Origin of the sequence: Saliphagus infecundisoli (assembly GCF_020177375.1) — an archaeon.
Classification (GTDB): domain Archaea; phylum Halobacteriota; class Halobacteria; order Halobacteriales; family Natrialbaceae; genus Saliphagus; species Saliphagus infecundisoli.
The window spans coordinates 323,626-336,592 of record NZ_JAIWHV010000001.1 but is presented as its reverse complement, the minus strand read 5'-3'; the positions used below and the strand labels follow the sequence as shown (position 1 = coordinate 336,592).

The window sequence follows — 12,967 nt, the reverse complement described above, 5'->3', positions numbered from 1 at the left end:
GAACCGACGACATCGAGATGGGAGTCGAGAGAACGGGCGGAATCGAGGCGGTCACGTTCGACCTCGACCGAACGCTCCTCCGGTACGAGCGCTCGCCCGGAACGGTCCTCGAGGCGGCCTTCGAGAGCGTCGGTGTCGAGCCCCTCTTCGCCGTCGAGGAGTACTACGCGCGCTACGACGAGTTCGCCGAACGCTCGGGCTCGATGGCCGAACTCCGGTCGGCCTGCTTCGCGGCGCTGGCCGCCGACAACGGCCACCCGAAGCGCCTCGGACGCGAGGTCGCGGCGGCGTTCGCCGACGAGCGCGACCAGTCGAACGTCGAACTACTGCCGGGAGCCGCCCGCGTGCTCGAGGAACTGGGCCGGGAGCACCGGCTGGGCGTCGTCACCAACGGCGCGCGGGACGCCCAGCGGACGAAGATGGAGGCCGTCGGCCTCGAACGCTGGATCGACGCGGTCGTCGTCGCGGGCGCGGAGACGCCGCCGAAGCCGGACCCGCGGCCGTTCGAGCGCGCGCTCGGTGCCCTCGGCGCGGCGTCTGCGACCGCGGTCCACGTCGGCGACTCCCTCGAGACCGACGTCGCCGGCGCGGCCGCCGCCGGCCTCGACTCCGTCTGGGTGTCGGCGGATCCCGACGCCCGGGGCCAGGATCCGACCTACCGGGTCGACTCGGTCGCCGACCTGTCTCCACCCCCGTGGATCGAGGACGCCGCGTCGAGGACGTGATCCGGGCTGGCGAGAGAGACGCGGTGGCCGCTCCGCCGATCACCGGCCGTCGGCGTACGTCTCGCAGGCCTCTCGCATGGTGAGCACCTCGATGTCGCGCTCGTCGATCCAGCCCAGCGTCTCCCGGATCCGTTCGGTGGTGACCTCGGGTTTGAACGTGTGGGCGCCGATCACGCCGAGGGCGCCCCGGTCGGCGACCTCGTCGAGCCGTCCCCTGACGGCCTCGGGCGTGGTGTACTCGATGAAGTAGTCCCGGCGGGTCCGGAGGGGATCGAACCCCTCGGGGTCGTTGATCGGCGACCCCGGACGGGCGTTGACGACGCCGCCGTAGCGCTCGGCGACGAAGGGCCGCGAGTAGTCGTCGAACACGTCGTAAGGTGCCAGGAAGGTCTCGACGTCGAACCCGAGGGCCTCGAGTTCGCCCTTCGACTCCGCAACGGTCGTTCGCACCTGCTCGGGGGGGTATCTGAGGGCGCTTCCGGCCGGGAACGCCTCGCCGAGGGTCCCCTCGAGTTCGACGTACGCTCCGTCGCCGTCGGAGCCGTGGCCGGCGACGCTCTCGCGGACGATCCGGTCGCCGTCGGCGACCTCGACCGTCAGCCCGCCGTGGAAGCCGTGGCGGACGTGGTCGGGGTAGAGCCGCGCGTCGCCGGGGGCCGCGTCGGCCCTGAGCGCGGCCGTGCCGACGGCGGTGTGGTCGGTCGTGTGGGAGGCGATCTCCCAGCCGGCGTCGGCGAGTTCCTCGAGCTGGGAGAGGGTCATCCGGTCGGTGCCGAGGTGGTCCTCGCGGCCGATCCACTCGGTGACGACTCCGGAGACGGCGGGAACGTCGAACTCGCGGTGGGCCGGGAGCGCCTGCGTGTAGTCCTCGATCGGTCCGTCGTCGTAGACGATCACCACCGCCCCGTTTTCGGGTCGGGCGGATCGTCGGGAGCCGTCGGCGTCGTTCCAGTCGGGCTCTCCCGACCCTCCCGAACCGGACGCCTCCGTTCCGGACTCCGCCGGGCCCGATCTCGACGACGGGGCGGTCGCCTGCTCGGCGGGCCCGCCGTCGACTCTGTCCTGCCAGCCGTCGCCGCCGGAGCCGCCGGGCGGGAGTTCGGCGGTCGCCGGCGCGGCGTGTCCCCGGCCGCTCGCGACGTCGCTCCCCTCGAGGGAGCCGACCACTCCGGCCAGTGTGCCGCCGCACGCACTCAGTACCGCTCGACGTGACAGTCCGTTCGCCATGGTTGTCGTCCGCGGAATCGGCGAATAGTTAACGAGAGGCTGGCCGGAAGCGACGGCGTATAACCGCGGCCTACTCCCGCAAGCGGGGAGGATTCGAGACGCGTCGGCTCCGGCGGGCTCACGAAACACCCCCCGTTTTCGGGAAACCTGTCCGGTCAGCGGTAGGAGGTCTTAAGTCCCTCTGACCGATACCACTCCTATCATGGAACGTCCCACCCGCCAACGCGAACGTGACTCGGAAGGAACCACGACGAAGGCGGAGGACACGGACGAACGGACCTGCGAGGAGTGTGGCTCGACCGACCTCGTCACCAGCGGGGACCAGGGCGAACTCGTCTGTGAGGACTGCGGGCTGGTCGTCGAGGAGCGAAACATCGACCGGGGCCCCGAGTGGCGCGCGTTCAACGCGACCGAGCGCGACAACAAGTCCCGCGTGGGCGCGCCGACGACCCAGACGATGCACGACAAGGGGCTGACGACCACCATCGACTGGAAGGACAAGGACGCCTACGGCCGGTCGATCTCCTCGGAGAAACGCTCCCAGATGAACCGCTTGCGAAAGTGGCAGGAACGCATCCGGACGAAGGACGCGGGCGAGCGCAACCTCCAGTTCGCGCTCAGCGAGATCGACCGGATGGCGTCGGCACTGGGCGTCCCCCGATCGGTCCGGGAGGTCGCGAGCGTGATCTATCGGCGCGCGCTCTCGGAGGACCTGATCCGCGGGCGCTCGATCGAGGGCGTCGCGACCAGCTGTCTGTACGCCGCCTGTCGCCAGGAGGGGATTCCGCGGAGTCTGGACGAGGTCGCAGACGTCTCCCGGGTCGAACAGAAGGAGATCGGCCGAACGTATCGCTACGTCGCCCAGGAGCTCTCCCTCGAGATGAAGCCGGTCGATCCGACCGACTACGTCCCCCGGTTCTGTTCGGGACTGGGGGTAAGCGAGGAGGTCGAGGCGAAGGCAAACGAGATCATCGAGACCACCGCCGAGGAAGGGTTGCTCTCGGGCAAGTCCCCGACGGGGTACGCCGCCGCGGCGATCTACGCCGCCGCCCTGCTCTGTAACGAGAAGAAGACCCAGCGCGAGGTCGCAGACGTCGCGCAGGTGACCGAAGTGACGATCCGAAACCGGTATCAAGAACAGATCGAGGCCGTCGGGCTCTCGACGTAACCGGGGGCGACCGCCGGCGGCGGGACCGATAGACTCAAGGCGCCATCATTAGTTAGTGGGTGACACGTTCCCATCATGGAAATCTCGGAGCAGCTCAGTTGTCTGTATACTGCCGAAATCGACGCCAAGGGCGACTCGTACGTGATCGAGGTTCCGGCCCACGAGATCGAACTCGGCGACGTCGAGCCGGGGAAGGTCTACCGCGTCGGGCTGTTCACCCCCGAGCGGGCGGAGTCGACCGTCGAGACGGCGGGTGACGACCGCCCGCGGTCGGGTCCGCCCGTCGAGACCGGCGAGCAACGCACCGTCGAGATCGAGACGATCGGCGACCAGGGCGACGGGATCGCCCGCGTCGAGCGCGGCTACGTGGTCATCGTCCCCGAGGGCGAGGAGGGAGACCGGGTGGAGATCGAGATCGAACAGGTCCGGGAGAACGTCGCCTTCGCCCGGATCGTATGACCTTTAGCATCTGCGTCCGCGAGGAGTACGTCGAGGACGGCGACGAGCACCTGCGATTCGGCGTCGCGGTGACGACCCGACTGGCCGGCGTCGGCCGGCTCTGTCCGTTCGCGAGCGAGGACGGCGCGGTGGCGACCCAGAGCCTGGTCAACGTCGACCTCGGCCGGCGGGGACTCGAGTACCTCGCCGACGGGGTGGCCGTCGAGGACGCCCTCGAGGCGCTGCTCGCGGCCGACGACGGCCGGGAGAACCGACAGCTCCACGGCGTCGACCGCGAGGGGACCTATGCCTTCTCCGGCGAGGAGTGCAAGCCGTGGTACGGCCACCGCGTCGGCGAGAACTACACCGTCGCGGGGAACCTCCTGACCGGCGAGGCCGTCGTCGACGCGACCGCCGAGGCGTACGAGGCCGATCGGGAGGGCGACCGGCACTTGGCCGAGCGGCTGATCGACGCGCTCGCCGCGGGCCACGCCGAGGGCGGGGACAAACGCGAGGAGCTTTCGGTCCAGAGCGCCGCCCTCCGCGTCGCCACGACCGAGGGCGACGACGGGGCGACCGAGCCGGCGTACAACGACCTCCGGGTGGACGCGACCGAGTCCCCGATCGAGGAGCTCCAGGAGACGTACGAACTGGCGGTCCGGGGCCACGAGGACGCGATGGAACGCTACGAGGAGGCCTACGAGGACGACGAGATGGGCGAGTTGGGCTAACCGGGCGAATCGTGTTCTATCCCACGAAGCGTGTTCCGAGCCTGAAAATCGGGCAAAGATACAGGTCACGTCCCACGAAAGACCAGGTATGGGTGTAGGTGTGGACGCCGACGGTACCGTCGGGAGGCGCGAGCGACCCGGCGACGCCGACGAGGAGAACCACGTCCTCCTCAAGTGGCCGGTGTGGGACCGGGAGGACGAACGGGCAGCGAGGCGGGTTCGGGTCGGCCGGTACGACGGCTTCGAGGGCGAGTGGCGGATCGTCCTCGAGGTCCGCGTCCGGGATCACTGGGAGGAGCGGGCGACGCTCGGCTACGCCGACGACCTGGACGGGGTCGAGATCGGGGAACCGTGATCGCACGCCGGGATCGCCCCCCGATGGGAACGCGGACGGGTCAGCTTCCGCCGATCACGCCGCCCGCGGAGACGTAGTAGTAGACGACGAAGGCGGCGGCCAGCGCCCACTGCCCGGGGTGGACGTCGTCGGCCTCGCCGGTCGCGGCCTTGATGACCGGGTAGGTGATGATCCCGGCGGCGAGGCCGTCGGCGATCGAGGCCGTGAGGGGCATGACGGTGATCGTGAGCCCGCCCGAAATGAGCCAGGCGGGGTGGTCCCAGTCGATGTCGCGGACCCCCTGGAGCATGATGATGCCGACGACGACGAGCGCGAGGTAGGAGGCGTAGTTCGGGATCGCGGCGATCAGCGGCACCGCCGCGAGCGAGAGCGCGAAGCAGGCGGCGACCGTCAGCGCGGTCATCCCCGTGCGCCCGCCCTCCTCGATCCCCGTCGAGGACTCGATGTAGGTCGTCACCGTCGAGGTGCCGACCATCGCGCCGACGGTCGTCCCGACGGCGTCGGCCATCAGGGGTTTCTCCATCTCGGGGAGGTTCCCCTCCTCGTCGAGAAAGCCCCCGAACTGCGAGACGCCGACGAGGGTGCCCGCGGTGTCGAAGAAGTCCACGAAGAAGAACGTGAAGACGACCAGGAGGAAGGTCGCGGGCTCGATCCCCGAGAACCCATCGAGGAAGGCGCCCGCCAGGGGCGTGATGTCGTACTGGGCCCCGGAGATATCGGTGGGCGCGAGGACGCCCCGATCGACGACGCCGGCGAACGTGAGCGCCCAGCCCGCGAGCGCCGTCGTGAGGATGCCGACGACGATGGCGCCGGTGGTGCCGCGGGCGTAGAGGACGAAGGTGAGCATCAGCCCAGACAGCGCGAGGAGGGCGACGGGGTCGGCCGCGACGTCGTTCAACTGCACGAGCGTCGACTCGGAGGCGGCGACGACGTTCATCTCCGTCAGTCCCAGGAGGAGCAAGAAGAGGCCGATCCCGGCGCCGACGGCGAACTTGACGGGTTCGGGGAAGAGCTCGATGACGTACCGGCGCGCGCCGACCGCCGTCAGCACCATGAAGAGGATACCCTCGACGAAGACCGCGGCGAGCGCCGTCTGCCAGGGCACCCCGAGGACGATCACGACCGTGAACGCGAAGTAGGCGTTGAGCCCCATCCCCGGCGCCAGCCCGAACGGGCGGTTCGCGTACAGGGCCATCACGAGGATCGCGGCGACCGACGAGACGATCGTCGCGATCGCGATCATCTGTTCGATCTCCCCCTGGGAGTAGCCCTCGATGGCGATCGCCTCCGCGAGGATCGTCGGGTTGACGACGATGATGTAGGACATCGTCAGGAACGTCGTCACGCCCGCGATCAGTTCGGTCCGAAGGTCCGTCTCGTGTTCGTCGAACCCGAAGTACTCCCCCAACCGGGACCGCCCGCCGCTCGAGCCTGCCATAGGCGAGGCTATCAGATCGGGCCGTTATATAGCTGCGCCATCGGCGTCGTATCGGTCGCCACCGTGGCGTTTAAGCGCCCGACCCGGGATGGACGGGGCATGAAACGGATCATCAGCACCGACGACGCGCCCGCCGCGGTCGGCGCCTACAGCCAGGCGACAGCAACCGACGACCTCGTCTTTACCGCCGGACAGATCCCGATGACGCCGGAGGGCGACCTCCTCGACGACGCGCCGATCGCCGACCAGACCGAGCAGGCGCTTACGAACGTCGAGTCCGTCCTCACCGAGGCCGGCTGCGGGATGGGCGACGTTCTCAAGGTCACCGTCTTCCTCGACGACATCGACGACTTCGAGGCGATGAACGACACGTACGCCGAGTTCTTCGAGGCCGAGCCCCCCGCCAGAAGCGCCCTCGAGGTCGCGAACCTCCCCAAGGGCGTCGGCGTCGAGATCGAGGCGGTCGCGACGACCGACTGAGACGGACGCTACTGGAAGCGGACGCCGAGGTCGTGCATTCCGTCGTTGTTGACCGCGAGGTTGACCAGCAGCGGCGTCAGGCTCTCGACGACCGCGGTCGCGGCCAGCGGACCGCCGTCTAACGCGCGGATCCCCTCGATCTCGTCGGCCAACTCCCGCACGAGGTCCTTGGCCTCTGCGTCGTCGCCGGTGACGACGACGTCTGCAGTGAGGTCGTTGTCGAGATCCGAGAGCGCGCCCGCAGCGAGGTTCTGGAACGCCCCGACGACGGGGACGTCCTCCGGAGTCGCCGCCGCGATCGCCTCGGCGATCGACCCGGTTCCCGGCGGGTCGTACTGGAACCCGCCAGCGGTGCGGTCCATCGGCACGACGGGACTGACGAGGGTCGTCCCCGGCTCGAGTCGGTCGGCGACGGCCTCGACCGTCGACCTCGCGTACTCCGGCGGGACACTCAGAACGACGACGTCCGCGCCCGCGGCCGCCTCCCCGTTCCCGACGCCCGTGATCTCCGGGTCCCGACCCCGGTCGGCCAGCAGCGTCGCGTACCGATCCGCCTGCTCGGCCGCCTTCTCGGGCTCTCGCGAGCCGATGACGATCGAGTGGTCGGTGTCAAGCGCCCACCGCAGGGCGAGTCCCTTCCCGATGTCCCCGGTGCCCCCGAGGAGTGCGATTTCCATGGCGAGTGGAGCCGGGCCACCGTAATAGAACTACCCGTCGAGGGAAACGTCGCTCCTATCCGGGCCGTCGGCCGCGTCGAGCCCGCGGGCGACCTCCCGTGCCCGTCGGCGGATCGCTTCGGGATCGACGGTCCGGGCCTCGCCGTCCTCGACGACGACCTCGCCGTCGACCATCGTGAAGACGACGTCGTCGCCGTGGGCCGCAAAGACGAGATGCGAGAGCGGGTCGTAGACCGGCGTCGCCCGCGTCACGTCGGTCGTGAGCCCGATCACGTCCGCGCGCCACTCCTCACGGAGCGCGCCGACGTCCTCGAACCCCGCCGCACGGGCGCCGTTTACCGTCGCCATCTCGAACAGCGTCTCGGCGGGGGCGGCGACCGGGTCCAGACGGTCTACCTTCTGGAGGAGGCTCCCCTGGCGCATCTCGGTGAACGGGTCGAGGGTGTTGTTACACGGCGGCCCGTCGTTGCCCAGCGCGACGTTGATCCCCCGCTCCCGGTAGTCGCCGATCGGTGCGATCCCGCTCGCGAGTTTCATGTTCGAGGACGGGCAGTGGGTGACGTGAGTCCCGGTTTCGGCCAGGATCTCGCGTTCGGCCTCGTCGGTGTGGACGCAGTGTGCGAGGACCGTGTCCTCGCCCGTGAGTCCGACCTCGTCGAGCCAGCGGACGTTTCGCATTCCCGTGTCGGCCTCGACGGTCTCGATCTCCCGGCGGTTCTCGCTCGCGTGGGTGTGGATTCGGACCCCGTCGTACCGGTCTGCGAGGGAGCGAGCGCCCCGGAGACACTCCTCGCTACAGGAGACCGCAAAGCGGGGCGTCACCGCGTACCGGATGCGGTCGTCGAACGCGCCGTGGTACTCCTCGATGAGCCGCTCGCTCTCCGCCAAGGCCTCGTCGGTGTCCTCGCACAGACCCTCCGGCGACCGTCGGTCCATCAGCACCTTCCCGAGCAGTCCCCGGATCCCGACCTCGCCTGCGGCCTCGAACGCCCGGTCGGCGTGGTTGACCGAGAGGTGATCGATGGCCGTCGTCGTCCCGCTCTCGACCATCTCGAGGTAGCCCAGTGTTGCCGCGACCTCCATCTCCGCCGCCGACAGGGAGGCCTCCATCGGGAGAACGTGGTCGAACAGCCACTCGAGCAGTTCCGAATCGTCGGCGATCCCCCGCCCGAGGCTCTGGACGGAGTGGACGTGGGCACCGACCATCCCCGGCGCGAGCAGGTCGAACGAGCGCTCCTCGTGGTCGGGGTAGCGATCCCGAAGCTCAGCGCGGGGGCCGACGGCCTCGATCCGGGAGCCGGAGACGACGACCCCACCCTCGTCGATCACCGTCTCCGAATCGGCGATCACCGTACCCGAAAGCAGCATACCCGAAAACGGGCGTCGGAGCCCAAACGGCTGTCGATCCCCTACTCGTCGACGGGGACCCGCTCGCCGCGGTCGGCGCTTCCGTAGATGGCGTCGATGACCCGCATGTTCGCGAGCGTCTCCTCGCGGCCGATCGGCGGCTCGTCGCCGGACTCGACCGCGTCGGCGAACGCCTCGACCTCGAGACGGTAGGCGTCCACGCCCTCGAACTCCTCCGTGCGCTCCTCGCCCTCGACGCTGTAGGTGATCGAGACGTCGGCGCCGCTGGGATTGTAGACGTTCTCGGCTGCGAGCCAGCCGTTCTCGGCGTCCACCCGGTAGCACTGGCGGTGCGGGGTGTCGAACCCACACCTGAGCTGTGCGTGGGCCTCGTCGTACTCGAGGCGGGCAGCCAGTTCGGTGTCGACGCCACAGTCGCGGGTGTCCAGCGCGTGGGCGCTCGCGCGCTCCGGCTCGCCGAGGAAGCCCCGCGCGGCGCTGACAGGATAGCAGCCGACGTCCATCAGGCTCCCGCCGGCGAGCTCCGGGGAAAGCCGGATGTCATCGGGGTCGCCCCGAAGCGAGAAGGTGAACGTCGAGGCAACGTTTCGGACCGTTTCGAGCTCCTCGCGGACGATCTCCCGGGCCCGCTCGGTTCGGGGATGGAACTGGTACATGAACGCCTCCATCAGCGCGACGCCCTCGTCGGCACAGTGGTCGAACAGCGCCTCGGCCTCCTCGGTATCGACGGCGAGAGGTTTCTCACAGAGGACGTCGAGGCCGGCGTCGGCGGCCCGCCGGCTCCACTGGGCGTGGAGGGCGTTGGGAAGCGGGTTGTAGACCGCGTCGATATCGGCGTCGAACAGCGCCTCGTAGCTCCCGTACGTTTCAGGAGCGGCGTCGATCCCGTCGGCGGCCTCCCGGGCGCGTTCCTCGTCGCGGGAGGCGATGGCGGCGACCGTGTGGGGCGAGTCCTCGATCGCGGGGATCATCGAGCCGGTGGCGATGTCGGCCGTGCTCAGGATTCCGAATCGCATACCTCACTCCCCTCTGGCGGGCCCAAAGAACCCATCGTTCAGTACCGCATCGCGAGCCCGTACATCTCGCCGACGGACTCCGGCTCGATGTCGTCGAGAACCCCCTCGAGTTCGGCGAGCAGCGCCTCCCGCGATGTCGGGGAAAGCGAGGCGGCCGCAGACCGGACGGCCTCGGCGTGGGCTTCGATATGGCTCGCCGTCCAGGGAACCGGATCCAGCAGGGTCAGCTCCCGGTCGACGGTCCAGCCGTGGGCCGAAAACGCCGCCCGCAGGACCGACGACGGGTAGAAGGTGAGCGCCGGGCGGCCGGTCGCCAGCGAGGCGGCCGCGTTCTCTACGGCGAACAGCCGCCCGACGGCGGCGTCCTCGGGCGGCGGCGCGTAGTCGTCGACCAGGAGGTGGGCGCCGGGGGCCGCGACCCGCGTCAACTCGGCGGCGACGGCCTCGAGTGCAACGGGTTCGAGGAGGTTACAGAGCGCGTGGGCCGTGATCAGTTCGACGGAATCGTCGGCGAGCGGGCACTCCCGGAGGTCGGCCTCGACGGTCGCGAGGCGGTCCCCGGCGTCGGCGAACCGGTCGGCGACCAGTCGCGCGTGCTCGGGGTCGTCCGTGAGTGCGTACACCCGGTCGGCGCCGGCCGCGAGCAGTCCAGCGGTCGTGTTGCCGGTTCCGGCGCCCGCCTCGAGACAGACCGTCCCCGCGACCGGCCGGTCGGCGAGGGCGGTCGAGACGGTCGTGGGGACCATCTAGTGGTGGAGCTGTTCGGGAACCGGGCTCTCGGCGTGGCGCAGGCGCTCGATCAGCGAGCGCTGGGCGGGGTCGTCCATCTCCCCTTCGAACCGCTCGGCGGCGTCCAGCGCCATCGCGACCAGCTTCGGGTCGCCCGCGTTGATGACGCTCGAGAGGCCCTGGGAAAGCGCGAAGTCGAACCGTTCTCTCGTCTCCTCGGGGGTGTCGACGGGTTCGTACCAGTTGGCGTACGGCCGTTCGTCCTCGGAAAGGTCCTCGGGCCAGGGCCCCTTCGCGAACGCCTTGATCCCCAGCGTTCCGATCCCCTCCTCGCTCGCGCGCTCGAGCACCGCGGCGTAGTCGTGGTCGGGACCCTCTTTCCCCGCGACGACGGGGTTCATCGGGAACATCAGCGTCTCCAGATCGTCGATCCGGTCGATCGCGTCGAGAATGAGCTGGGGATTGCCGTGGCTGGTGAGCCCGATGTGGTCGACCAGCCCCTCGTCTTTCGCGTCGCGAAAGGCGGCGAGCGCGCCCCCTTCCCTGGTGATCTCGTCGAGTTCGGACTCGTATTCGAGGCCGTGGACCTGGTAGAGGTCGATGTGGTCGACCTCGAGGCGGTCGAGCGAGGCCTCGAGCTTCTCGCGCGCCCCGTCGTAGTCCCGTTCCTGGGTCTTACAGCCCAGAAAGATCTCCTCGCGGTACTCGCCGAGTTTCGGCGCGAGTTTGAGTTCGGCGTCGCCGTACGTCGGAGCGACGTCGAAATGGTTGATCCCCCGATCGAGAACGAGTTCGACCATCTGGTCGGCGCCCTCCTGTTCGAGCCAGTTGAGCGCGATGGCGCCGAAGGTCATGACGGTACTCTCCTGGCCTGTCTCTCCCAGCGGACGCGTTCGCATACCACGAGCGTCGGGGTCCGGGCATAAAGCTGTCTCGGGGGCCCGTCCGGAGTCACCAGCGTCGACACCGGCCGCGGGCGACCGGCGCTCGCCCGGCCACCCCGCCTACAGCCGATCGCGGACCCGGTCGACGATCGCGTCGGCGTCGTACCCCTCCTCGTCGACGTCGAAGACCAACTCGTCGTCGACGTGGACCCGGAAGGTTCCTCCGTCCTCGGTCACGAGCGCGACCGACTCGAGATCCCGACCGAACGTCGTCAACAGCTCCTCCTGGAGGTCCTGAGCCCGGTCGAGGTGGCCACACGGGACGCAGTATTCGATCTCGACGGTTGTCATACGTTCCCGATGGTCGCCCGTCCGGGTAGTCGTTCGGGTTCCGGAACCCGGTCGCGGGTCCCGGCGGAGTCAGCGTCCGTCGAGCCGATCGACGACCGGCGTCGCCGTGATCCCATGGACGACGACCGAGAGCAGGACGACCGCGCCGACGAGCGCCCACAGCAGGTCCGCGTCGGCAAAGGCGGCCTCGGTGAGCGCGTGGGCGAGGTAGTAAAACGAGCCGATGCCGCGAATCCCGAAGAACGCGATGGTCCCCCGCTCGAGGAGGTCCCGATCGAACCCGATCAGTCCGACCAGTCCCGCCAGCGGGCGGACGACGAAGACGATGGCGACGGCCGCGAGCGCGGCCTCGACGGTCAGGGGCGCCAGCAGCCCGCCGACGATCGCGCCGCCGAAAAAGAGCATGAGCAGCCCCATCGCGACCTGTTCGGCCAGCTCGCTCACCTCGTGGAGGGCCTCGTTGTAGTCGTGGGAGCGCTCGTAGCTCCGGAGCGAGAGGGCGGCGACGAAGACGGCGATGAACCCGTAGCCGCCGACGAGTTCGGTGGCTCCGTAGACGAGGAGCGTGCCGGCGACCGCCTCCAGACCCTGGACCGACTCGGCGATCCGGGTCTCCGGCGAGGCCCCGAAGACCACGCGCGCGATCAGCCAGCCCAGGCCGGCCCCGAGGACGACCCCGACGACGATCCGGTAGAAGACCTCGACGAGGAGCCACTCGCCGAGCCAGTTGCCCGGGGCGGCGCCGACGAGCGCGACCGCGATCGCCAGGTTCGTAAACGGGAAGGCCAGCCCGTCGTTGAGCCCGGCCTCCGAGGAGAGCGCGAACCGGACCTCGTCCCCGCGCTCCTCGGCCGGCACGTCGGCGCCTTCCTCCTCGCCCTCGCCGGGCTCTTCGACCTGGACCTCCGAGGCCAACACGGGGTCGGTCGGCGCGATGACCGCCCCCAGCAGGATCGCCGAGGGGACGACGAGGCCGACGAGCCACCGGCCCAGGACGGCCGCACCGGCGATCGACAGCGGCATCGTGATCGCGAGCAGCCGCCACGTCGAGGCCCACTCCCGGAGCCCGGGCGGGCGGTCGATCTTCAGCCCGATCGCCATCAGCGCGACGACGACGACGAACTCCGCGAGCCGCTCGGTCGTCTCGCCCTGTTCCAGGGGATCGGGCGCCGGGAGTCCGATCGGAAGCGCGAAGACGACCATCCCGAACCCGACGAAGAAAAGCGGCAGCGAGATCGCTCGTTGGGTGACGTACCGCGGGAGCACCGCGACGCCGAAGAGGAGAGCGCCGACGACGACCAGGCCGACCTCGTACAGCTCGAGGACCATACCCCCGGTAGCGGGGCGGCCCCCAAAAGGGTGGGCCGTGCAGGGACAGTC

The 12,967-nt window shown here is 69.7% G+C and carries 15 protein-coding genes; 6 read left to right on the top strand and 9 right to left on the bottom strand.

The window, feature by feature from the left end; translation table 11 throughout:
• Positions 1 to 17 precede the first annotated feature (17 nt).
• Positions 18 to 725, top strand: a complete 708-nt coding sequence (locus LCF40_RS01930; protein WP_114577481.1) for an HAD family hydrolase — start codon at positions 18 to 20, stop codon at positions 723 to 725.
• Between the two features lie 39 nt (positions 726 to 764).
• Here LCF40_RS01930 and LCF40_RS01925 read toward each other — a convergent pair whose 3' ends face one another.
• Positions 765 to 1,892: a polysaccharide deacetylase family protein gene (locus tag LCF40_RS01925; protein WP_224827153.1), complete on the bottom strand. Its 1,128-nt coding sequence runs from the start codon at positions 1,890 to 1,892 to the stop codon at positions 765 to 767.
• Positions 1,893 to 2,154: 262 nt separating this feature from the next.
• Between LCF40_RS01925 and LCF40_RS01920 the strand changes: the two genes are divergently transcribed.
• The 4 genes from LCF40_RS01920 (at position 2,155) to LCF40_RS01905 (ending at position 4,644) form a co-directional block, all read left to right on the top strand.
• Positions 2,155 to 3,120: a transcription initiation factor IIB gene (locus tag LCF40_RS01920; protein ID WP_114577352.1), complete on the top strand. Its 966-nt coding sequence runs from the start codon at positions 2,155 to 2,157 to the stop codon at positions 3,118 to 3,120.
• Positions 3,121 to 3,195: 75 nt separating this feature from the next.
• The gene (locus LCF40_RS01915) at positions 3,196 to 3,579 is read left to right on the top strand and encodes a TRAM domain-containing protein (protein ID WP_114577353.1); all 384 of its coding nucleotides are present in this window, start codon (positions 3,196 to 3,198) and stop codon (positions 3,577 to 3,579) included.
• Positions 3,576 to 4,289: a DUF1028 domain-containing protein gene (locus tag LCF40_RS01910; RefSeq protein WP_224827152.1), complete on the top strand. Its 714-nt coding sequence runs from the start codon at positions 3,576 to 3,578 to the stop codon at positions 4,287 to 4,289. Before LCF40_RS01915 ends, LCF40_RS01910 begins: the two co-directional genes overlap by 4 nt.
• 100 nt (positions 4,290 to 4,389) lie before the next feature.
• On the top strand, positions 4,390 to 4,644 hold the full coding sequence (locus LCF40_RS01905) for a hypothetical protein (protein ID WP_114577355.1): 255 nt from the start codon (positions 4,390 to 4,392) through the stop codon (positions 4,642 to 4,644).
• A gap of 40 nt (positions 4,645 to 4,684) precedes the next feature.
• On the opposite strand, the gene LCF40_RS01900 is transcribed toward LCF40_RS01905, so the two are convergent.
• Positions 4,685 to 6,082, bottom strand: a complete 1,398-nt coding sequence (locus LCF40_RS01900; RefSeq protein ID WP_114577356.1) for an NCS2 family permease — start codon at positions 6,080 to 6,082, stop codon at positions 4,685 to 4,687.
• Positions 6,083 to 6,181: 99 nt separating this feature from the next.
• Here LCF40_RS01900 and LCF40_RS01895 point away from each other — a divergent pair, with 99 nt between their 5' ends.
• Complete coding sequence (locus LCF40_RS01895) at positions 6,182 to 6,562, top strand: Rid family detoxifying hydrolase (protein ID WP_224827151.1); 381 nt, start codon at positions 6,182 to 6,184, stop codon at positions 6,560 to 6,562.
• An 8-nt stretch (positions 6,563 to 6,570) separates the two neighbouring features.
• On the opposite strand, the gene npdG is transcribed toward LCF40_RS01895, so the two are convergent.
• The 7 genes from npdG to LCF40_RS01860 form a co-directional block, all read right to left on the bottom strand.
• Entirely contained in the window at positions 6,571 to 7,239 is a 669-nt protein-coding gene (gene npdG / locus LCF40_RS01890; RefSeq protein WP_224827150.1) for an NADPH-dependent F420 reductase, read from the bottom strand.
• Between the two features lie 30 nt (positions 7,240 to 7,269).
• Positions 7,270 to 8,607: a 5'-deoxyadenosine deaminase gene (locus LCF40_RS01885; protein ID WP_114577359.1), complete on the bottom strand. Its 1,338-nt coding sequence runs from the start codon at positions 8,605 to 8,607 to the stop codon at positions 7,270 to 7,272.
• A 41-nt stretch (positions 8,608 to 8,648) separates the two neighbouring features.
• Entirely contained in the window at positions 8,649 to 9,623 is a 975-nt protein-coding gene (locus LCF40_RS01880; RefSeq protein WP_224827149.1) for a Gfo/Idh/MocA family protein, read from the bottom strand.
• A 38-nt stretch (positions 9,624 to 9,661) separates the two neighbouring features.
• Complete coding sequence (locus LCF40_RS01875) at positions 9,662 to 10,369, bottom strand: class I SAM-dependent methyltransferase (protein ID WP_224827148.1); 708 nt, start codon at positions 10,367 to 10,369, stop codon at positions 9,662 to 9,664.
• Positions 10,370 to 11,251 carry an aldo/keto reductase gene (locus LCF40_RS01870; RefSeq protein WP_224827147.1) on the bottom strand — a complete coding sequence of 294 codons (882 nt, stop codon included), beginning with the start codon at positions 11,249 to 11,251 and terminating at the stop codon, positions 10,370 to 10,372.
• Between the two features lie 105 nt (positions 11,252 to 11,356).
• The gene (locus LCF40_RS01865) at positions 11,357 to 11,587 is read right to left on the bottom strand and encodes an Rdx family protein (RefSeq protein ID WP_224827146.1); all 231 of its coding nucleotides are present in this window, start codon (positions 11,585 to 11,587) and stop codon (positions 11,357 to 11,359) included.
• A 69-nt stretch (positions 11,588 to 11,656) separates the two neighbouring features.
• Complete coding sequence (locus LCF40_RS01860) at positions 11,657 to 12,916, bottom strand: cation:proton antiporter (RefSeq protein WP_224827145.1); 1,260 nt, start codon at positions 12,914 to 12,916, stop codon at positions 11,657 to 11,659.
• Positions 12,917 to 12,967: the final 51 nt, after the last annotated feature.

What these genes read in the sequence shown, in the direction of transcription:
- LCF40_RS01930 (WP_114577481.1), top strand. Translation starts at nt 18, where the DNA reads ATGGGAGTCGAGAGAACGGGCGGAATCGAGGCGGTCACGTTCGACCTC.
- LCF40_RS01865 (WP_224827146.1), bottom strand. Translation starts at nt 11,587, where the DNA reads ATGACAACCGTCGAGATCGAATACTGCGTCCCGTGTGGCCACCTCGAC.
- LCF40_RS01860 (WP_224827145.1), bottom strand. Translation starts at nt 12,916, where the DNA reads ATGGTCCTCGAGCTGTACGAGGTCGGCCTGGTCGTCGTCGGCGCTCTC.
- LCF40_RS01880 (WP_224827149.1), bottom strand. Translation starts at nt 9,623, where the DNA reads ATGCGATTCGGAATCCTGAGCACGGCCGACATCGCCACCGGCTCGATG.
- LCF40_RS01885 (WP_114577359.1), bottom strand. Translation starts at nt 8,607, where the DNA reads ATGCTGCTTTCGGGTACGGTGATCGCCGATTCGGAGACGGTGATCGAC.
- LCF40_RS01875 (WP_224827148.1), bottom strand. Translation starts at nt 10,369, where the DNA reads ATGGTCCCCACGACCGTCTCGACCGCCCTCGCCGACCGGCCGGTCGCG.
- LCF40_RS01895 (WP_224827151.1), top strand. Translation starts at nt 6,182, where the DNA reads ATGAAACGGATCATCAGCACCGACGACGCGCCCGCCGCGGTCGGCGCC.
- npdG (WP_224827150.1), bottom strand. Translation starts at nt 7,239, where the DNA reads ATGGAAATCGCACTCCTCGGGGGCACCGGGGACATCGGGAAGGGACTC.
- LCF40_RS01910 (WP_224827152.1), top strand. Translation starts at nt 3,576, where the DNA reads ATGACCTTTAGCATCTGCGTCCGCGAGGAGTACGTCGAGGACGGCGAC.
- LCF40_RS01870 (WP_224827147.1), bottom strand. Translation starts at nt 11,251, where the DNA reads ATGCGAACGCGTCCGCTGGGAGAGACAGGCCAGGAGAGTACCGTCATG.
- LCF40_RS01915 (WP_114577353.1), top strand. Translation starts at nt 3,196, where the DNA reads ATGGAAATCTCGGAGCAGCTCAGTTGTCTGTATACTGCCGAAATCGAC.
- LCF40_RS01920 (WP_114577352.1), top strand. Translation starts at nt 2,155, where the DNA reads ATGGAACGTCCCACCCGCCAACGCGAACGTGACTCGGAAGGAACCACG.
- LCF40_RS01900 (WP_114577356.1), bottom strand. Translation starts at nt 6,082, where the DNA reads ATGGCAGGCTCGAGCGGCGGGCGGTCCCGGTTGGGGGAGTACTTCGGG.